Below are 16,765 nucleotides of genomic sequence, written 5' to 3'. Positions count from 1 at the left end.
GAGGTTAGGCGCGGAAGGATGTCATGTATATTCACTAGGCGGTATACATTGTGATGGTGAAAGCTCAGAAATCGACCCGGGAAACGATCGTCGCGGCCGCAGCAAAGCTGTTCTATGCGCAGGGCATCCGCGCGGTGAGCGTCGATGTGGTAGCCGAGGCTGCAGGGGTGACGAAGCGCACGCTCTACTATCACTTCGAAAGCAAGGACGACCTGATCGCCGCTTATCTCGAAGGCCGCGACCAGCCGAACCTCTTGCTTTTTCGCAAGTGGTTCGAAGCGGCCGACGGGGACCTCGCCGCAAAGGCCGAGGCGATCTTCGTCAATCTCGCCCGCGCCGCCCGGCATCCCAAGTGGAAGGGCTGCGGCTTCCTGCGCACCTCGGCTGAGCTTGCCAACATGCCCGGCCATCCCGCGATCCGCATCGGTGCCGCCCACAAGAAGAAATTCGAGGCCTGGCTGGCGCAGGTGTTTTCCGAAGCAGGCATCGCTGATGCCGGCGAACTGGCCCGACAGATGCTGCTTTTGCTCGACGGCAGTTTTGCCGTCGTCCTCCTGCACCGGGATGCAAGCTACATGGAGAGTGCCGGCAAGGCCGCGGCGACGCTGGTTCGCGCCGCGACGACTGCTCGCTGATCAAGGACTGCTGTCTTCCGCCTCGGCCTTGGTTGTGCCGCAGGGGTCGAGCACGACGCCGTTTTCGAAAGTCCCGGACACCAGCCCGCTGACATCGACCCGGTCTCCTGGCTTCAGCGCGCTGTTGTTGTATTCGAGGCAGACGACGCGGGTCTTGGTATTCGGGCAAAGCGTTGTGACGGCGATCGGATCCTGAACCTCCAGCGATACGACTTCGGCCGTCAGTTCGACATCCGGCCATTCCGGCGGCTGCTTCTGCCAGCCGGCGACCATAGGGACGATCGCCTCGCAGCTTGTCACATGCGGGCCGCCGTCTTCTGCAGTCGACGGCGTCGGCAGCAGGAGAAGAGCCAGGAAAGTAATGCGGGCGATCCGCGTCAGGTCAAACATTGAGGTCTCCTGTGTTAAGCAGGCGCTCTAGCAAGGCCTGTCATCGCTGGAAAATGATGGCTCCTCATCTCGCATTGAACGGAATTCAGCATGCTCGACTGGCGTCGGATCGACCTCAACAACCTGAAAGTGCTGCACGCGCTGATGCTGGAGCGCCATGTGGGGCGGGCGGCCGACCGGCTGGGGGTAACGGCATCCTCGATCAGCCACCGGCTCCGTCGCATGCGGGAAGACTTTGCCGACGAACTGTTTGTGCGCACGCCCACGGGTATGGCGCCGTCGCCGCGCATGGAAGAAATCGCCGTGCCGCTGAGCGAAATGATCGCCAGCATCACGCTTGCGGTTTCGTCCGGCGCACTGGAGGCGCTGCCCCAGGCGCGCCGGTTCACGCTCGTGGTGCCCGACGGTCTGCGCCAGCAACTCCTGCCGGTGCTGATACACAGCCTGGTTCAGGACCATGCGGGCCATAGCCTGGACATCCGCGTCTTCGAACGCCGCTCCTATGCCACCGAGCTGTCGCAGGGCGAGGTCGATGCGGTCATCTCGGTCGGTGGCGATCGCGACGACCGTAGTCTCGTCGAGCGGATACCGGTCGCATGCGATCGGCTCGTCTGCCTGTGCGGACCGCTCTGCCCGCTTGCCGGCACGGATGAGGTGTCGGTCGACGACTATCTCTCGGCCGCGCATCTTTATTCGCTGCCCTGGCCGGCGTCGGACAATCACTTCGACCGACTGCTGGCGCGCGACGGGCGCTCGCGCCGGATCATGCTCACCATGCCATCGCATCTGGGGATCGGCGACGCGCTGATTGCCAGCCGGCTGGTCGCCACCATCCCGTCGTCGCTTGCGCGTCATCTGACGGCGCTGCACCCTGATCTCACCATCCGCCCGCTTGCGATCGACGGCACCGAGGGAACGGTCTTTCTGGAAGCCTCGCGCCAACAGCAGCGACGGCCGGAAATCGCACGCTTCAAGGTTCTGGTGGAAACGGCGATCCGCACCGTGTTGCCCCGATCACCGGCAGCGCCGCGCACCTGACAGGACGCGGAAAGCCCACTTTATCCCTATCCCTTTGCAGCCCGTGACCGCGCTCTTGGCAAACGCGTTGTCGCGATACAGATTGCGCTCGAAAACCGGGAGAGCGACATGGCAGTCAAACGCATCGTTTCCAATCTGTACGCGCCAGATCCTAAGGCCGCGAGCGCCTTCTACGCCGACCTGCTGGGGCTTGAGCTGATGATGGATCATGGCTGGATCCTGACATTCGCGGCACAAGGCCAGACGGCGATGCCGCAGGTGGGCGTGGCGAGCGAGGGCGGAAACGGCACGCCGGTGCCGGTGCTGTCGATCGAAGTGGACGATGTCGACGCGGTCTATGCCCAAGCCAGGGAAAAGGGCGTGGAGGTCGTCTATGATATCACCGACGAGCCCTGGGGTGTCCGGCGCTTCTATCTGCGCGATCCCTTCGGCAACGTGATCAACATCCTGTCCCATTGAGGAGGCTTGCCGCCGAAGGGATCGGCGGCAAGCCCGTCAAATCAGGCGAGCGTCAGCGCGTTCGCGAGGTCTGCGACCAGATCGTCCGGGTGCTCGATGCCAATCGAAAGCCGGATCGTCGTGTCGAGAACGCCGATGCGGCGGCGCACGTCAATCGGCACGCCGGAATGGGTCATCGCCGCCGGATGGCTTGCCAGCGATTCCGTGCCGCCGAGGCTGACGGCGAGCTTGAAGATCTGCAGCGCATTGAGGAACCGGAAGGCCGCCTCCTGGCCACCCGTGATATCGAATGAGAAGGTCGAGCCGGCGCCGGTGCATTGCGCCGCATAGGCCTTGCCGAGCGGCGAGGCTTCGTCGTGGAACGGCAGGTAGTGGATGCGCTCGACCTTGGGATGGTCGCGCAGGAATTCCGCCACCACCAGGGCATTGTCGTTGGCCTTGTGCATGCGCACGGAGAGCGTTTCGAGCGAGCGGCCGAGCATCCAGCAGGAATGCGGGTCGAGCTGGGTGCCGATCGCGCCGCGCAGCGCCTTCACCTGCTTCATCACCGCCTTGGACCCGAGGGCGGCGCCGGCGATGAGGTCGGAGTGGCCGCCGACATACTTGGTCAGAGAATAGAGCGAGATATCGGCACCGTGCTCGATCGGCCGCTGGAACACCGGGCCGAGCAGGGTGTTGTCGCAGGCGATGACCGGCGTGTGGCCCTGTTTGGCGCCAATGGCGTCGGCGACGCGGCGGATCATGGCGACGTCGACGAGGCTGTTGGTCGGGTTGGCGGGCGTTTCGATGAGGATGACCGAGACGCGGCCCTTGGCCATCGCCGCTTCGGCAGCTTCAGTCACCGCCGCCTCGTTGACGCCATCGGCAAAGCCGACGGCCGAAACGCCGAGATTGAGGAAGGTTCTCGCCAGCAGCGTCTCGGTGCCGCCGTAGAGCGGCTGGCTGTGCAGCACCGCATCGCCGGGTTTCACGAAGGCAAGCAGGGTCGTCGCGATCGCCGACATGCCGGAGGAAAACAGCGCGCAGCTTTCGGTGCGCTCATAGACGGCCAGGCGATCCTCGACGATCTCGCTGTTCGGATGGTTGAAGCGCGAATAGACGAGGCCGGCACCCACACCCGCCGGCGGCTCGCGGCGGCCCGAGACGAAATCGAAGAAATCGCGGCCTTCCTCGGCGGTGCGGAAGACGAAGGTAGAGGTCAGGAACACCGGCGGCTTGACGGCCCCCTCAGACAGTTCAGGGTCGTAACCATAGTTCAGCATCAGCGTTTCGGGATGCAGCTTGTGGTTTCCGATATGGGTCTTGTAGGGGTGCGGCGCGGTCATGGCTTTCTCCTGAAGCGAAACGGGGCGACTGGCAGGCAAATTATATCAGACGCTTGGACCGATCCTTGCTATTTGCGATCACATACCCTTGAGTTGCGCAAACTATTGCCGGGATTGAAGAGATATGACGCGGAAAATTGCCGACGAGACTGACCGCCGAATCTTGAGGGAGTTGCTGGCCGACGCGCGCATCACCAACAATGACCTTGCCGAACGTGTCGGCCTGTCGGCTTCGCCCTGCCTCAGGCGGCTGCGGCGGTTGGAGGAGACCGGCGTCATCCGCGGCTATACGGCGCTGATCGACCCGGCGGTCGAGGGCTGGACGATGACGGCGATCGCCACCGTCCGCCTCAGCCGCCAACACGAGGACGAAATCGTCATGTTCGAGCAGGCGATCCGCGGTTGGGACGAAGTGCTCGAATGCCATCTCGTCACCGGCTCACGCGACTATGTGCTGAAGGTGATGAGCGCCGGGCTCGAACAATACGAGCGGTTCATCAAAGAGAAGATCGCCCGGCTCAAATGCGTGGCCTCGATCGAGACGAGCTTCGTGATGAACACGATCAAGGAACGGCGGATCTGAAAGCCGATCCGACAACGCGCCTGGAAGTTTAAGGCGGTCGCGAGACGCAGCCGGCCGCCCTGTTGCAATGCCAGCGTGCGCTGAGATCGATCTCGCCTTGCCAAGAACGCGAAGGCATTGTCTATTGCTGGCTATTCCACACGATCCGACCTGTTGGGAGCCTCTCTATGCCGTCTATGGAACTGCTTCTGGCTTTCGTCGTGACGACGGCAATTTTCGCCTATATCCCGGGTCCTGCGATGCTTTATGCGGCAGCGCAGACGATGGCGCGCGGCCGCTGGTCCGGTTTGATGGCGACGCTCGGCATTCACCTCGGCGGCTATGTGCATGTCTTTGCGGCGGCCGCCGGTCTGTCGGTGCTGTTTCATGCGGTGCCGGTGCTCTACATGATCGTCAAGTTTGCCGGTGCCGCCTACCTCGTCTGGCTCGGGATTTCGCTGTTTCGCGCCAAGGCGCAAGGGGCCGGTGAGTTGCCCGGCATCGGAGCGAAATCCGGCCGGCGCGCCTTCCTCGAAAGCATCACTGTCGAAGTGCTCAACCCGAAGACGGCGATCTTCTTCTTGGCCTTCCTGCCGCAGTTCATCGACGCATCCGCGGCGTTCCCGGTCTGGCTGCAGTTCGTCATCCTCGGCACCATCGTCAACCTGATGTTTTCGTCGGCTGATATCGTCTGCGTCATTCTGGCGGGGGTACTGATGGCCAGGCTCAAGCGCTCGAGCATGGCGCAGCGTGCGATGCAGCGCGTCGGTGGCGGCATGCTCGTCGGGCTCGGCGTGCACCTGGCCTTCCAGAAAAGCTGATCCGCGCATGCCGTGGGTAGGGGATGGCGGCTATCAATGGGTGCCGCGCCAACCCGAATGGCGCTCTTGACGAATGACTGCCAACAAGGAGCCTGCCGGTGGATCACCTTGAAGAGACGGGCCTGCGCAGGACGAGGTGGCCCGTTCCACGTTTCGTGTCCGGGCTTTGGGCGTCGTTGTCGACGACGGGGCTCATCGTCGGGGTGCTGTTCTTCGCCGCGTCTCTGACGCCGAGCCTGATCCCGCGGCCCTATGTCATTCAGGCGATGATCTCAGGCCTTTCGCTGTCTGCCGGCTATGCCATCGGCGTCTTCCTGCGCTGGCTCTGGTCCTATCTCGAACTGCCGGACGTACGGCCGAAGACTGGCCTGTTCCTCAAGCTTGCGGCGGCCCTCGGCTGCGGAATTTTTGCGCTGACCTTTCTTTGGCGGGCGGCGGAATGGCAGAATACCGTGCGCAGCCTCATGGGGCTCGATCCCGTCGAGAGCGCCGAGCCGTTCAAGCTTGGCCTCATCGCTGCTGTCGTCTTCATCCTCATCGTGTTGCTGGCACGCCTGTTCCGGCTGACATTCCGCTTTCTTGCCGGGCGCTTCGAGTATGTGCTGACGCGGCCACTGGCAAAGGTCACGGCCATTGCCGCGGCCATCGCTCTCTTCTGGTCGGCGACCGACGGGGTGATCTTCCGCTTCGCTCTGCATGTGGCCGACAGCTCGTTCCAGAGGCTCGATGCGCTGATCGACCCCGATGTGGCGCCGCCGAGCGACCCGCTGAAGACGGGCAGCGGCGCGTCGCTGATGACCTGGGACGAACTCGGCCGGCAGGGCCGCCAGTTCATCGCCTCAGGGCCGAGCGCCGGGGATATCGGCGCCGTCTTCAGTGGTGAGGTGAAGGAGCCCTTGCGCGTCTATGCCGGGCTCAATTCGGCCGAGACGGCGAAGGAGCGGGCCAAGCTGGCGCTCGAAGAACTGAAGCGTGTCGGCGGGTTCGAGCGGTCCAACCTCGTGATCGTCGTGCCGACAGGCACCGGCTGGGTCGATCCGCCGGGCATCGATTCGGTCGAGTATCTCTTGAAGGGCGACGTCGCGAGTGTCGCGGTGCAGTATTCTTATCTGGCGAGCTGGTTGTCGCTTCTGGTCGAACCGGAATATGGCGGCGAGACTGCCGACGCCTTGTTCGACGCGGTCTACGGTTACTGGACGACGTTGCCCAAGGACAAACGTCCGCGCCTCTACCTCTACGGCCTCAGCCTCGGCTCGATGAACTCGCAGGGCTCGGTCGACCCGTTCGGCATCATCAGCGACCCGTTCCAGGGCGCGCTCTGGGTCGGCACGCCGTTCCCGACGCGGACCTGGCTTTCGGTGACAGCCGGCCGAAATCCGGGCTCTCCGGAGTGGCTGCCGCTCTATCGCGACGGTTCGGTGATCCGCTTTACCGGCCAGAAGAATGCGCTGGATATCCCCGGCGCGATATGGGGAAATGTCCGCATCGTCTACCTGCAATATGCCAGCGACCCGATCACCTTCTTCGATGCGCATTCCTTCTATCGCGAGCCGGACTGGATGAAGGCGCCGCGTGGCCATGATGTCTCGCCCGACCTTAGATGGTTCCCTGTGGTAACGATGTTCCAGCTTCTGGCCGACGCGGCGACGGGTACGACCACGCCGATCGGCTACGGCCATGTCTATGCGCCGGAACATTACATCGATGCGTGGATGGCGGTCGTCGATCCGCCTGGGGTGACGACTGATGACGCGACCCGGCTGAAGGCGCTGCTCAAGGGGCGTTATTGAAAGCCGGCCGCTATTGAAAGTCGGCCCATGTCAGTCGCCGCGCAGATGGGCGGCGATCTGATGGGCAAGCGCCTGGATCAGCGGCGCCTCTGCCTTCTCCGTCGGGCAGAGAAGGTAATAGCCCGCGGACGCCGGTATCGCCGTTGCGAACGGCTGGATCAGCCGCCCTTCCTGCAGATAGGAGCGGGTGAGAACATCCGAGACCAGCGCAATGCCCTGTCCCTGCAGGGCTGATGCGACGGCGACGGCGACCGAAGGCACCCGGACGCTGCGGCTGCCTTCAAGAGATATGCGCGCGGCGGCTGCCCAGCGCGTCCATTCCCGGCCGTCGTCCTCGTGCAGCAAGGTGACGTCGCGCAGCTTCCGGTCGCGGTGCGACCCTTCCAGGCGCGGGAAAAGAAGCGGCGAGCAAATGGTCCTGAGCTTCACGTCGCTGACCACCTGCCACCACAGGCCGTTGAACGGCGGATTGTCGTAGACCACAGCCAGGTCGACATCGTCCCATTGCACGTCGCTTGCCCGGATACAGCTGCGCATGGCGAGATCGCTGACCCCGCGCGCGTCGGCGAATTGCACCAGCAGGCTCGCCATCCAGGCGATTGCCAGCGCCGGCGGCAAAGCGACCGTCAGCTTCGTCTGGTGGTTTTCGAGCTGCCGTTCGGCATTGTTTTCAACGGCAACCGCAAGATTGCCGATGGCATGGGAAACGGTCTGGGCGAAATCGCGCCCGGCGGCGGTCAGGCGAATATTGCGCCCCGATTTCTCCAGCAGCGTCAGACCCGTCGTTTCAGAAAGCCGGCGCAGTTGTAGCGATACGGCTCCGGGGCTGAGGCCGAGTTCGTCAGCCGCCTGGCGCACCGATCCAATTCGGGAAACGGCTTCGAAGACCCTGAGATAGGGCAGGAAATGCAGCGCTTTCATTTGAGCTCCGAGCCCTGATTGGCAGTCGATCGATGCGTTCGCGTCATCGATAATTGTTTAGTTAAACTAGACAATATCAAGCATAAAAAATCGCTATTCCCAATCGATTTTTACTCCTATGAATCGGATCGGAGAGAGGGAGTAAGACCATGATTGCAGCGCAACCATTTGATTTTCCTTATGACGGCAAGCTGGTTCCGTCGCAGACCGCGCTGATGGTGATCGACCTTCAGATCGACTTCTGCTCGCCCAACGGCTACTTCGCTTCCATGGGCTACGATCCGGCGCCGCTCGCGGCCATCGTGCCGGCCGTCAACCGGGTGATATCGGCCGCGCGCCAAGCCGGCTGCCTGATCATCCACACACGCCAGGGCTACCGCGCCGACCTCGCCGATATGACACCTTACGAGAAATGGCGGCGCAAGCGTTCGGGCCTGGAGAATACCCAGGTCCTCTTGCGCTCAAGCCCCGGCTTTCAGCTGTTACCGGAACTCGATGTCACCGACACCGACGTCATCATCGACAAGACCTGCAACAGCTCGTTCACCTATACAGATCTCGAGCATGTGCTGCGGGCGCGGGGCATCACCCATATGCTCTTTACCGGCTGCACCACCGATGTCTGCGTGCATACGACGCTGCGCGAGGCCTGTGACCGCAATTTCCAGTGCCTGACGATCTCGGATTGCTGCGCCAGTGGCGAGCAATGGGCGCATGAGGCGGCGATCAACATGATCTCGATCGAGAACGGCATTTTCGGCACGGTTTCGACCAGCGACGCCGTCATCGCCGGGCTGGCCAAAGCCATCAGCTAACGCCGACGGCACACTTCCATTTCAAAGCGTTCTGCCAACCGTTTCAACGGAATGATGCCCCATGCAAAGATATATCTCGCTGATGAAACTGACGGCCAAGGGACTGGCCGAACTTGCCGACAGTGGCGCGCGGCGAAAGGTGAGCGAAGATCGCGTCTCATCGCTCGGCGGCCGTTCGGTCGCCTTCTACGCCACGCTCGGAACCTATGATTTCGTCCAGGTTTTCGAGATGCCCGACAATGCGTCGATGATGCAATACGTGCTGACGGCGCGGCGCGACGGTTTCGTCGACCCGCTTATTCTTCCCGCCTTCGACAGCCAGACCTATGGCGACATCGTCGGGCGCGTTTCACCAACCTAATCGAGGGGAATAGAGATGATCAGACTGGCATCGCATGCAACCCTTCTCGCAACTATTCTGCTGTCGGCGGGGCTTGCCCATGCGGAAGTACCGGCCTTTGCCGCCGATGGCGACATCGGCGTGTGCACCACCGCCGCGTTTCCGCCGCTGACCTTCAAGGAGAGCCCGGCCGATGCAAAGCCGACCGGGATCGATATCGAGATCGTCGAGGCGCTTGCCGGTCTCTGGAACGCCAAGGTCAACTATACCGTCACGGAGTTTGCCGGGCTGCTGCCGACGCTCGGTGCCGGGCGCTGCGACGTGATCGTCAGCGGCATCTACATCAACGCCAAGCGCCGCGAGACCTATGACGGCGTCTCCTACATGAAATCGGCGACCGCAATGGTGACCAAGGCCGGTAGCGACACCATCAAGGTACCGGAGGACCTGAGCGGCAAGGTGATCGCGCTCGAAGCCGGCGCTTACTACAAGGAAGAGCGGATCGAGCCCCTGAACAAAGCGCTCGCTGCCAAGGGCCAGCCGCCGGTCGAGGTGCAGGAATATCCGACCCAGCAGGCAGCCTACCAGCAGGTGCTTGTCGGCCGCGTCGATGCGACGATGACCGAAGAGGCCGAAGGCGCCTATCGCGCCTCGCGCTCCGAGGGGACGCTGAAGCTTCCCTATACATGGGTGTCGGATTTCACCTACGGCATCTACTCGAGGCGCGAAGGTAGCGATGCCGCCCAGGTGAAGGCAGGGCTGAAGACCTTGAAGGAACAGGGCTTCTTCGGCGGTGTCGCCAAGAAATATGGCCTCGATCCGGCGCTGTTCGACGTCGATTACGACCGTTGATGCTTTGAGAGCGGGATCAGGAAAAGTGCGTGCGGTTTTCCGCCCGCATCCCGCTCCAACTTAATCCAAGGAAGCGGGCAGGGCATGAACTTCGACACCAAACTGTTTTTCGATGCCCTGACCATGCCGGTCATGCTGCAGGGTGCGGCCATCGCGATCCTGCTCTCCATCCTGGTTCAGGCCGCCTCGTTCCTGCTCTGCCTGCCGCTTGCCGTCGCGCTCAACTCGATGGCGGCGGTTCGGCGCACATTGGCCCAGATCTATGTCTGGCTGTTTCGTTCGGCCCCGCTCATCCTCGTGCTGCTGATCGTCTGGAACGGTGCTCCGCAACTCTTTCCCGGCCTGACGCGGGCGCCCTGGTACACGCCCTTTGCCGCCGCCTTCATCGCCTTTACTCTGGTCACCACCGCCTACATGGCCGAGGCGATGCGCGGTGCGCTTTCGGCGATCGGCCAGGGGCAGACGGATGCTGCCCGTGCGCTCGGCCTCAACCGGCTGCAGACCTTCTTTCTCGTCGTCCTGCCGCAGGCGCTGCGCATCGTCATGCCGGTGCTGGTCAACGAGTTCATCAACCTGATCAAGCTGACCTCGCTTGCCTATGTCATCTCGATGCGGGAGATCATGGCCGTCGTCAACGACGCGATCGCCTCGAGCTTCCGCTTCGTCGAATGGTATTCGGCAGCACTCGTCTACTATCTGGCGATCGTTTCGATCCTGATGGCCCTGCAACGCTTGATCCAGCGCCACATGGCCTAGCTTCCGGCCGCGGCGTCGCTCCCTGCGGAAAGCAGCGCCTGCATCGCGCCGATGATCTTGCGGTGCTGGTGGGCGTGGCGGGTTCGAAGGCTGGTGGCGGCATAGATCGACTGCGAGATCACCGGCGCATCGGCAACGAGCATTGCCCGGCCGGACTGGACGAGCCGATCGGCAGTTGCGGCGGTCACATAGGCGGCACCGCCGAGCGAGTGCAGGAGCACGGTAATCGCCATGTTCTGGCCGGTCGCCACCGGTGCCGCCGAGAGATGTGGCAAAGCCAGCCGGTGAGCGCGATCGAAGGCCGGCGAATAGATTGCCTGGATATAGGTCTCGACCTTGATATCGGCTAGTGAGGCGGCATCGGTGCCGACCATCACGTAATGCAGATCGCCGATCCGTTCATAGTGAAGATCGGGCAGGTAATGCGGAGTGTAGAGCAAGGCGAGGTCGAGGTCGCCGGCGCCGAGATCCCGGTTCATCTGGTTGGAATAGTCCGCCTCCATGTAGATCTCGGTGGTCGGCAGCTCCAGCCTGATGGCGGATAGCCATTCGCCGGCAAAGGCTTCCGCCAGGTCGTGCTGGATGCCGAGCCGCATCGAGCGCTCCAGCGCGCCGGCACTGGTGACCGCGCGTGTTGCCTCATGCCACTGGTTTTGCAGGGCTTTTGCGTAATCCAGAAACCGGAGGCCTGCGGCCGTCGGCACGGTCCCGCCCTTGTTGCGGGTAAAGAGCTTGCGGTTGAACTGGCCCTCCAGCGCCTTCACCCGGTGGGACACGGTGGACTGGGTGATGTTCAGCCGCTCGGCAGTGCGGTTGAAGGAACGGGTCTCCATCAGGTCCAGGAACGTCTCGATGAGATCCACTTGCATCGGCATTGCGTCCGGTTTCGAAGATCATTCCAATCTAATCGAATTCATCGATCAATAAAGCCTGTTTCCATCGCTTGATGGCGCCCCGTTTCAACGGCAAGAATTCCGGCAAAACGAGGGAACAGTGCATGTCGAATTTGCCGTCTCACGCGCGTGTCGTGATCATCGGTGGGGGAGCGATCGGCGCTTCCTCGCTTTACCATCTCGCCAAGGCCGGCTGGACCGACTGCGTGCTTCTGGAAAAGAACGAGCTGACGGCTGGATCGACCTGGCATGCGGCCGGCAACGTGCCGACCTTCTCGTCGTCCTGGTCGATCATGAACATGCAGCGCTATTCCGCCTCGCTCTATCGCGATCTCGGCGCGCTGGTCGACTACCCGATGAACTATCACGTCACCGGTTCGATCCGGCTTGGCCACTCCAGGGAGAGGCTGCAGGAGTTCAAGCGCGTCGTCGGCATGGGGCGCTACCAGGGCATGGATCTCGATATCCTGTCGCCCGACGAAATGCGCAGCCGCTATCCGTTCCTCGAAACTCACGAGCTGACCGGGGCGCTTTATGACCCCTATGACGGCGACATCGACCCGGCGCAGCTGACGCAGGCGCTCGCCAAGGGCGCGCGCGACATGGGCGCGAAAATCATCCGCTTCTGTCCCGTCACGGCGGCGCGCCGCGAAAACGACGAGTGGGTGATCACCACGCCGCAGGGCGAGATCCGCTGCGAATATGTCGTCAACGCCGCCGGCTATTATGCCCGCGAGGTCGGCAAGATGTTCGGCCGCGACGTGCCGATGATGGTGATGAGCCACCAGTATGTCCTGTTCGACGAGATCCCGGAGCTGGCCGCCTGGTCGAAGGAAGCAGGCCACAAGCTGCCGCTCTTGCGTGACGTCGACAGCTCCTACTATCTCCGCCAGGAGAAGAACGGAATGAACCTCGGGCCCTATGAGCGCAACTGTCGCGCCCACTGGACGACGCCTGACGATCCGATGCCGGAAGACTTTTCGTTCCAGCTTTTCCCCGACGATCTCGACCGGCTGGAATGGTATCTGAACGACGCCGTCGAGCGCGTGCCGATCCTCGGAACGGCGGGCCTTTCGAGGATCATCAACGGCCCGATCCCCTATGCGCCCGACGGCAACCCGCTGATCGGGCCGATGCCGGGCGTGCCCAATGCCTTCGAGGCCTGCGTTTTCACCTTTGGCATCTGCCAGGCGGGCGGTGCCGGCAAGGTGCTGGCCGAATGGATCACCGAGGGCCAGACGGAGTGGGACATGTGGTCCTGCGATCCTAGGCGTTACACCGACTACACCGACCAGGACTATTGCATCGCCAAGGGCATGGAGATCTACGGCCACGAGTACGCGATGCATTTTCCTAGGCATTATTGGGCGGCCGGCCGCGGCAAGAAGCTGTCGCCAATCCACGATCGGATCGCCGCCCTCGGCGCGCAGTTCAAGCCCTATAACGGCTGGGAACGGGCGATGTGGTACGCCAAACCGGGCGACGACATCTCCGAAGAGGCAACGCAGACCTGGGGCCGGGCGGGACCTTGGGCCAAGCGCATCGAGGAAGAGTGCATCGCCGTGCGCGATGCCGCAGGGATACTCGACCTGCCGGGCTTCTCGCGCTTCCGGGTCAAGGGCAAGGGCGCGAGCGAATGGCTGTCGGGGCTGATCACCGGCCGCGTGCCGAAGCCGGGTCGCATCGGCCTTGCCTATTTCTCCGACGACAAGGGCCGCATTGTCACCGAAATGTCGGTCATGATGCTGGACGAGGATTTCTTCTTCCTGATCACGGCGGCAACGGCGCAGTGGCACGATCTCGAGTGGCTGCAAAAACATCTGCCCACAGGTGCCGCCTTCACGCTCGACGACGTCACCACGCAGTTCAGCTGCCAGATCCTGACAGGCCCAAGATCGCGCGATATCCTGACCGAGGTCAGCGATGCGGACCTCGCCAAGGGTTGGCTCACCCACCAGACGGCGCAGATTGCCGGGCGCTATTGCCAACTGGTGCGCGTCTCCTTTGCCGGTGAACTCGGCTGGGAGATCCACACCAAGGTCGACGATACCGCTGCGATCTTCGATGCCGTCTGGGCCGCCGGTCAGAAACATGGTCTCAAACCCTTCGGCATGGAGGCGCTCGACAGCCTGCGTATAGAGAAGGGCTACCGCGCCTGGAAGGGTGACCTGTCGACCGACTACACCATCCTGCAAGGTGGGCTCGAGCGCTTCGTCGATTGGGCAAAGCCCGGCTTCAAGGGCAAGGCGGCGCTGGAGCGAGAGAAGCAGCAAGGCGTCAGCAAACGCTTCGTCACCTTGACGGTCGCCGCCGACGGCTGCGACGCGCCGTATATGTCGACGCTCTGGTCGGATGGCCAGGTGGTCGGCGAGACCACCTCGGGCAATTGGGGCTACCGCGTCGGCAAGTCGATCGCGCTCGGCATGCTCAGGGCCGATCTCGCAGTGCCCGGCAACGAGATCGAGGTCGAGATCTTCGGCGATCGCTTCAAGGCGACGGTCGAGGCCGACCAGCCACTCTGGGATCCCTCCAATGAAAGACTGCGCGCATGACGAAGCCCATTCCCTCGAAAGCCCGGGCCGTCATCATCGGCGGCGGCGTCTCCGGCTGTTCCGTCGCCTATCATCTCGCCAAGCTCGGCTGGACCGACGTGGTGCTGCTTGAGAGAAAGCAGCTGACCTCGGGCACCACGTGGCATGCGGCCGGCCTGATCGGCCAGCTGCGCGCCTCGCAGAACATGACGCGGCTGGCGAAATACTCGGCCGACCTCTACGTCAAGCTCGAGGCCGAGACCGGCATTTCCACCGGCATGCGCCAGAACGGCTCGATCACCGTGGCACTGACGGAGGAGCGAAAGGAAGAGATCTATCGCCAGGCCTCATTGGCACGCGCCTTCAACGTCGATGTGCGTGAGATCACGCCGGATGAGGTGAAGGCGATGTATCCGCATCTCAACACCTCGGACGTGAAGGCGGCGGTGCACCTGCCGCTCGACGGCCAGTGCGACCCGGCCAACATCGCCATGGCGCTCGCCAAGGGCGCGCGCCAGAATGGCGCGACGATCATCGAGGGCGTCAAGGTGACGGCCGTGCTGAAGAAGGACGGCCGGGTAACCGGCGTCACCTGCGAGCAGAACGGCGAGACCTACACGATCGAGACCGACAACGTCGTCAACTGCGCGGGCATGTGGGGTCGCGAGTTCGCGCGGCAATCCGGCGTCACCGTGCCGCTGCATGCCTGCGAGCATTTCTACATCGTCACCGAGGCGATCCCCGGCCTTACGCGTCTGCCGGTGCTGCGCGTGCCGGACGAATGCACCTACTACAAGGAGGATGCCGGCAAGATGCTGGTCGGCGCCTTCGAGCTCAAGGCCAAGCCCTGGGGCATGGACGGCATCCGCGAGGATTTTTGCTTCGACCAGTTGCCCGACGATTTCGATCATTTCTCGCCGATCCTCGAAATGGCGGTCAATCGCATGCCGATGCTGGAGACGGCGGGCATCCATACCTTCTTCAACGGGCCGGAAAGCTTTACGCCCGACGACCGCTACTATCTCGGCGAGGCGCCGGAGGTGAAAGGCTACTGGGTTGCTGCCGGCTACAACTCGATCGGCATCGTTTCGTCGGGCGGGGCGGGCATGGCGCTGGCTGAGTGGATGAACGACGGCGAGCCGCCGTTCGATCTCTGGGAGGTCGATATCCGTCGGGCGCAGCCATTCCAGAAGAACCGCGCCTACCTCAAGGATAGGGTCTCCGAGACGCTGGGGCTGCTCTATGCCGACCATTTCCCCTATCGCCAGATGGCGACGGCCCGCGGCGTGCGCCGTTCGCCGCTGCACGAACATCTGAAAGCGCGCGGCGCCGTGTTCGGAGAGGTCGCGGGTTGGGAGCGGGCCAACTGGTTTGCGAAGGAAGGCCAGGAGCGCGAATACCGCTATTCCTGGAAGCGGCAGAACTGGTTCGAAAACCAGAAGGCCGAGCACCTGGCCGTGCGCAATGGCGTCGGCCTGTTCGACATGACCTCCTTCGGCAAGATCCGGGTGGAGGGGCGCGATGCGCTTTCCTTCCTGCAGCGCCTCTGCGCCAACGAGATGAATGTCGAGGCCGGCCGCATCGTCTACACCCAGATGCTCAACGGCCGCGGCGGCATCGAAAGCGACCTGACGGTCACACGCCTTTCGGAGACCGCGTTCCTGCTGGTGGTGCCGGGTGCCACGCTTCAACGCGACCTTGCCTGGCTGCGCAAGCATGTGCGTGACGAATTCGTCGTCATCACCGATGTCGGCGCCGGGGAAAGCGTGCTCTGCGTCATGGGGCCGAAGGCGCGCGACCTGATGCAGAAGGTGAGCCCGAACGATTTTTCGAATGCGGCGCACCCCTTCGGGACGGCGCGAGAGATCGAGATCGGCATGGGGCTCGCCCGCGCGCACCGCGTCACCTATGTCGGCGAACTCGGCTGGGAGCTTTATGTCTCGACCGATCAGACGGCGCATGTGTTCGAGGCGCTGGAGGAGGCGGGACAGGATCTCGGGCTGAAGCTTTGCGGCATCCACACGCTCGACAGCTGCCGCATCGAAAAGGCCTTCCGCCATTTCGGCCACGATATCACCGACGAGGACCACGTGCTCGAAGCCGGGCTTGGCTTTGCGGTCAAGCCCGACAAGGGCGATTTCATCGGCCGCGAGGCGGTGCTTGCCAAACACAATCGCGGGCTTTCGCGGCGGCTGGTGCAGTTTCGCCTCTCCGATCCGGAACCTTTGCTCTTCCACAACGAGGCGATCGTGCGCGACGGCAAGATCGTCGGCACGATCACCTCAGGCAATTACGGCCACCACCTCGGCGGCGCCATCGGCCTCGGTTACGTGCCGTCGGAGGGCGAAAGCGATGCCGACGTGCTCGGTTCGAGCTTCGAGATCGAGATCGCCGGCACCCGGGTGAAAGCCGAGGCATCGCTGAAGGCGATGTACGATCCGCGGGCGGAGCGGGTGCGGATGTGAACTCGCGCTTGGAGTTGCCCCTCACCCTAACCCTCTCCCCGCAGGCGGGGCGAGGGGACGAGAATGCGGCACGCTTGCCATACGATGGCAGTCGTCGAAATGGCGGAGTCGCAAATGGATTTGGGGAACGAGTGGGTGCTGCGATGTCCCTTCGCCCCGCCTGCAGGGAGAA

General features: G+C 63.1%; 16 protein-coding genes. 12 read left to right on the top strand and 4 right to left on the bottom strand.

Annotated features, from left to right (window positions below):
* The first annotated feature begins 53 nt into the window (after positions 1 to 53).
* Positions 54 to 635: a TetR/AcrR family transcriptional regulator gene (locus HT585_RS10855; protein WP_176352903.1), complete on the top strand. Its 582-nt coding sequence runs from the start codon at positions 54 to 56 to the stop codon at positions 633 to 635.
* Here the strand turns inward: HT585_RS10855 and HT585_RS10850 are convergent, their stop codons facing one another.
* Positions 636 to 1,025: a hypothetical protein gene (locus HT585_RS10850; RefSeq protein ID WP_176352902.1), complete on the bottom strand. Its 390-nt coding sequence runs from the start codon at positions 1,023 to 1,025 to the stop codon at positions 636 to 638. It abuts the gene before it with no gap.
* A 90-nt stretch (positions 1,026 to 1,115) separates the two neighbouring features.
* On the opposite strand from HT585_RS10850, the gene HT585_RS10845 reads away from it, so the two are divergent.
* Positions 1,116 to 2,063 carry a LysR family transcriptional regulator gene (locus HT585_RS10845; protein WP_176352901.1) on the top strand — a complete coding sequence of 316 codons (948 nt, stop codon included), beginning with the start codon at positions 1,116 to 1,118 and terminating at the stop codon, positions 2,061 to 2,063.
* Between the two features lie 108 nt (positions 2,064 to 2,171).
* Positions 2,172 to 2,522 (top strand): VOC family protein, encoded by a 351-nt coding sequence (locus tag HT585_RS10840; RefSeq protein ID WP_176352900.1) that lies wholly within the window; start codon positions 2,172 to 2,174, stop codon positions 2,520 to 2,522.
* A 41-nt stretch (positions 2,523 to 2,563) separates the two neighbouring features.
* Here HT585_RS10840 and HT585_RS10835 read toward each other — a convergent pair whose 3' ends face one another.
* The gene (locus HT585_RS10835) at positions 2,564 to 3,847 is read right to left on the bottom strand and encodes a cystathionine gamma-synthase family protein (RefSeq protein ID WP_176352899.1); all 1,284 of its coding nucleotides are present in this window, start codon (positions 3,845 to 3,847) and stop codon (positions 2,564 to 2,566) included.
* Positions 3,848 to 3,971: 124 nt separating this feature from the next.
* Between HT585_RS10835 and HT585_RS10830 the strand changes: the two genes are divergently transcribed.
* The 3 genes from HT585_RS10830 (at position 3,972) to HT585_RS10820 (ending at position 7,020) form a co-directional block, all read left to right on the top strand.
* Positions 3,972 to 4,430, top strand: a complete 459-nt coding sequence (locus tag HT585_RS10830) for an Lrp/AsnC family transcriptional regulator (protein WP_176352898.1) — start codon at positions 3,972 to 3,974, stop codon at positions 4,428 to 4,430.
* 167 nt (positions 4,431 to 4,597) lie between these two features.
* Entirely contained in the window at positions 4,598 to 5,230 is a 633-nt protein-coding gene (locus HT585_RS10825) for a LysE family translocator (protein WP_176352897.1), read from the top strand.
* Positions 5,231 to 5,328: 98 nt separating this feature from the next.
* The gene (locus tag HT585_RS10820) at positions 5,329 to 7,020 is read left to right on the top strand and encodes an alpha/beta-hydrolase family protein (protein ID WP_176352896.1); all 1,692 of its coding nucleotides are present in this window, start codon (positions 5,329 to 5,331) and stop codon (positions 7,018 to 7,020) included.
* Between the two features lie 30 nt (positions 7,021 to 7,050).
* Here the strand turns inward: HT585_RS10820 and HT585_RS10815 are convergent, their stop codons facing one another.
* Positions 7,051 to 7,941, bottom strand: coding sequence for a LysR substrate-binding domain-containing protein (locus HT585_RS10815; RefSeq protein ID WP_176352895.1), 891 nt, complete (start codon positions 7,939 to 7,941; stop codon positions 7,051 to 7,053).
* Between the two features lie 149 nt (positions 7,942 to 8,090).
* Between HT585_RS10815 and HT585_RS10810 the strand changes: the two genes are divergently transcribed.
* From HT585_RS10810 to HT585_RS10795, 4 genes are all read left to right on the top strand, one after another.
* The gene (locus HT585_RS10810; RefSeq protein ID WP_176352894.1) at positions 8,091 to 8,756 is read left to right on the top strand and encodes a cysteine hydrolase family protein; all 666 of its coding nucleotides are present in this window, start codon (positions 8,091 to 8,093) and stop codon (positions 8,754 to 8,756) included.
* A 61-nt stretch (positions 8,757 to 8,817) separates the two neighbouring features.
* Positions 8,818 to 9,117 (top strand): GYD domain-containing protein, encoded by a 300-nt coding sequence (locus HT585_RS10805; RefSeq protein ID WP_112810378.1) that lies wholly within the window; start codon positions 8,818 to 8,820, stop codon positions 9,115 to 9,117.
* A 15-nt stretch (positions 9,118 to 9,132) separates the two neighbouring features.
* Positions 9,133 to 9,948, top strand: a complete 816-nt coding sequence (locus tag HT585_RS10800; RefSeq protein ID WP_176352893.1) for a transporter substrate-binding domain-containing protein — start codon at positions 9,133 to 9,135, stop codon at positions 9,946 to 9,948.
* A gap of 84 nt (positions 9,949 to 10,032) precedes the next feature.
* The gene (locus HT585_RS10795) at positions 10,033 to 10,704 is read left to right on the top strand and encodes an amino acid ABC transporter permease (protein ID WP_246707620.1); all 672 of its coding nucleotides are present in this window, start codon (positions 10,033 to 10,035) and stop codon (positions 10,702 to 10,704) included.
* Here the strand turns inward: HT585_RS10795 and HT585_RS10790 are convergent.
* Positions 10,701 to 11,573 carry a LysR family transcriptional regulator gene (locus HT585_RS10790; RefSeq protein WP_176352892.1) on the bottom strand — a complete coding sequence of 291 codons (873 nt, stop codon included), beginning with the start codon at positions 11,571 to 11,573 and terminating at the stop codon, positions 10,701 to 10,703. The genes HT585_RS10795 and HT585_RS10790 overlap by 4 nt on opposite strands.
* Before the next feature lie 128 nt (positions 11,574 to 11,701).
* Here HT585_RS10790 and HT585_RS10785 point away from each other — a divergent pair, with 128 nt between their 5' ends.
* Entirely contained in the window at positions 11,702 to 14,149 is a 2,448-nt protein-coding gene (locus HT585_RS10785) for a GcvT family protein (protein ID WP_176352891.1), read from the top strand.
* Entirely contained in the window at positions 14,146 to 16,593 is a 2,448-nt protein-coding gene (locus HT585_RS10780; RefSeq protein WP_176352890.1) for a GcvT family protein, read from the top strand. The genes HT585_RS10785 and HT585_RS10780 overlap by 4 nt, the downstream gene beginning before the upstream one ends.
* Positions 16,594 to 16,765 lie beyond the last annotated feature (172 nt).

This window comes from Ensifer oleiphilus (genome assembly GCF_013371465.1).
GTDB lineage: Bacteria > Pseudomonadota > Alphaproteobacteria > Rhizobiales > Rhizobiaceae > Ensifer > Ensifer oleiphilus.
Note: the sequence above shows the minus strand (reverse complement) of the source record. Positions and strands in the feature narration are given on the sequence as shown.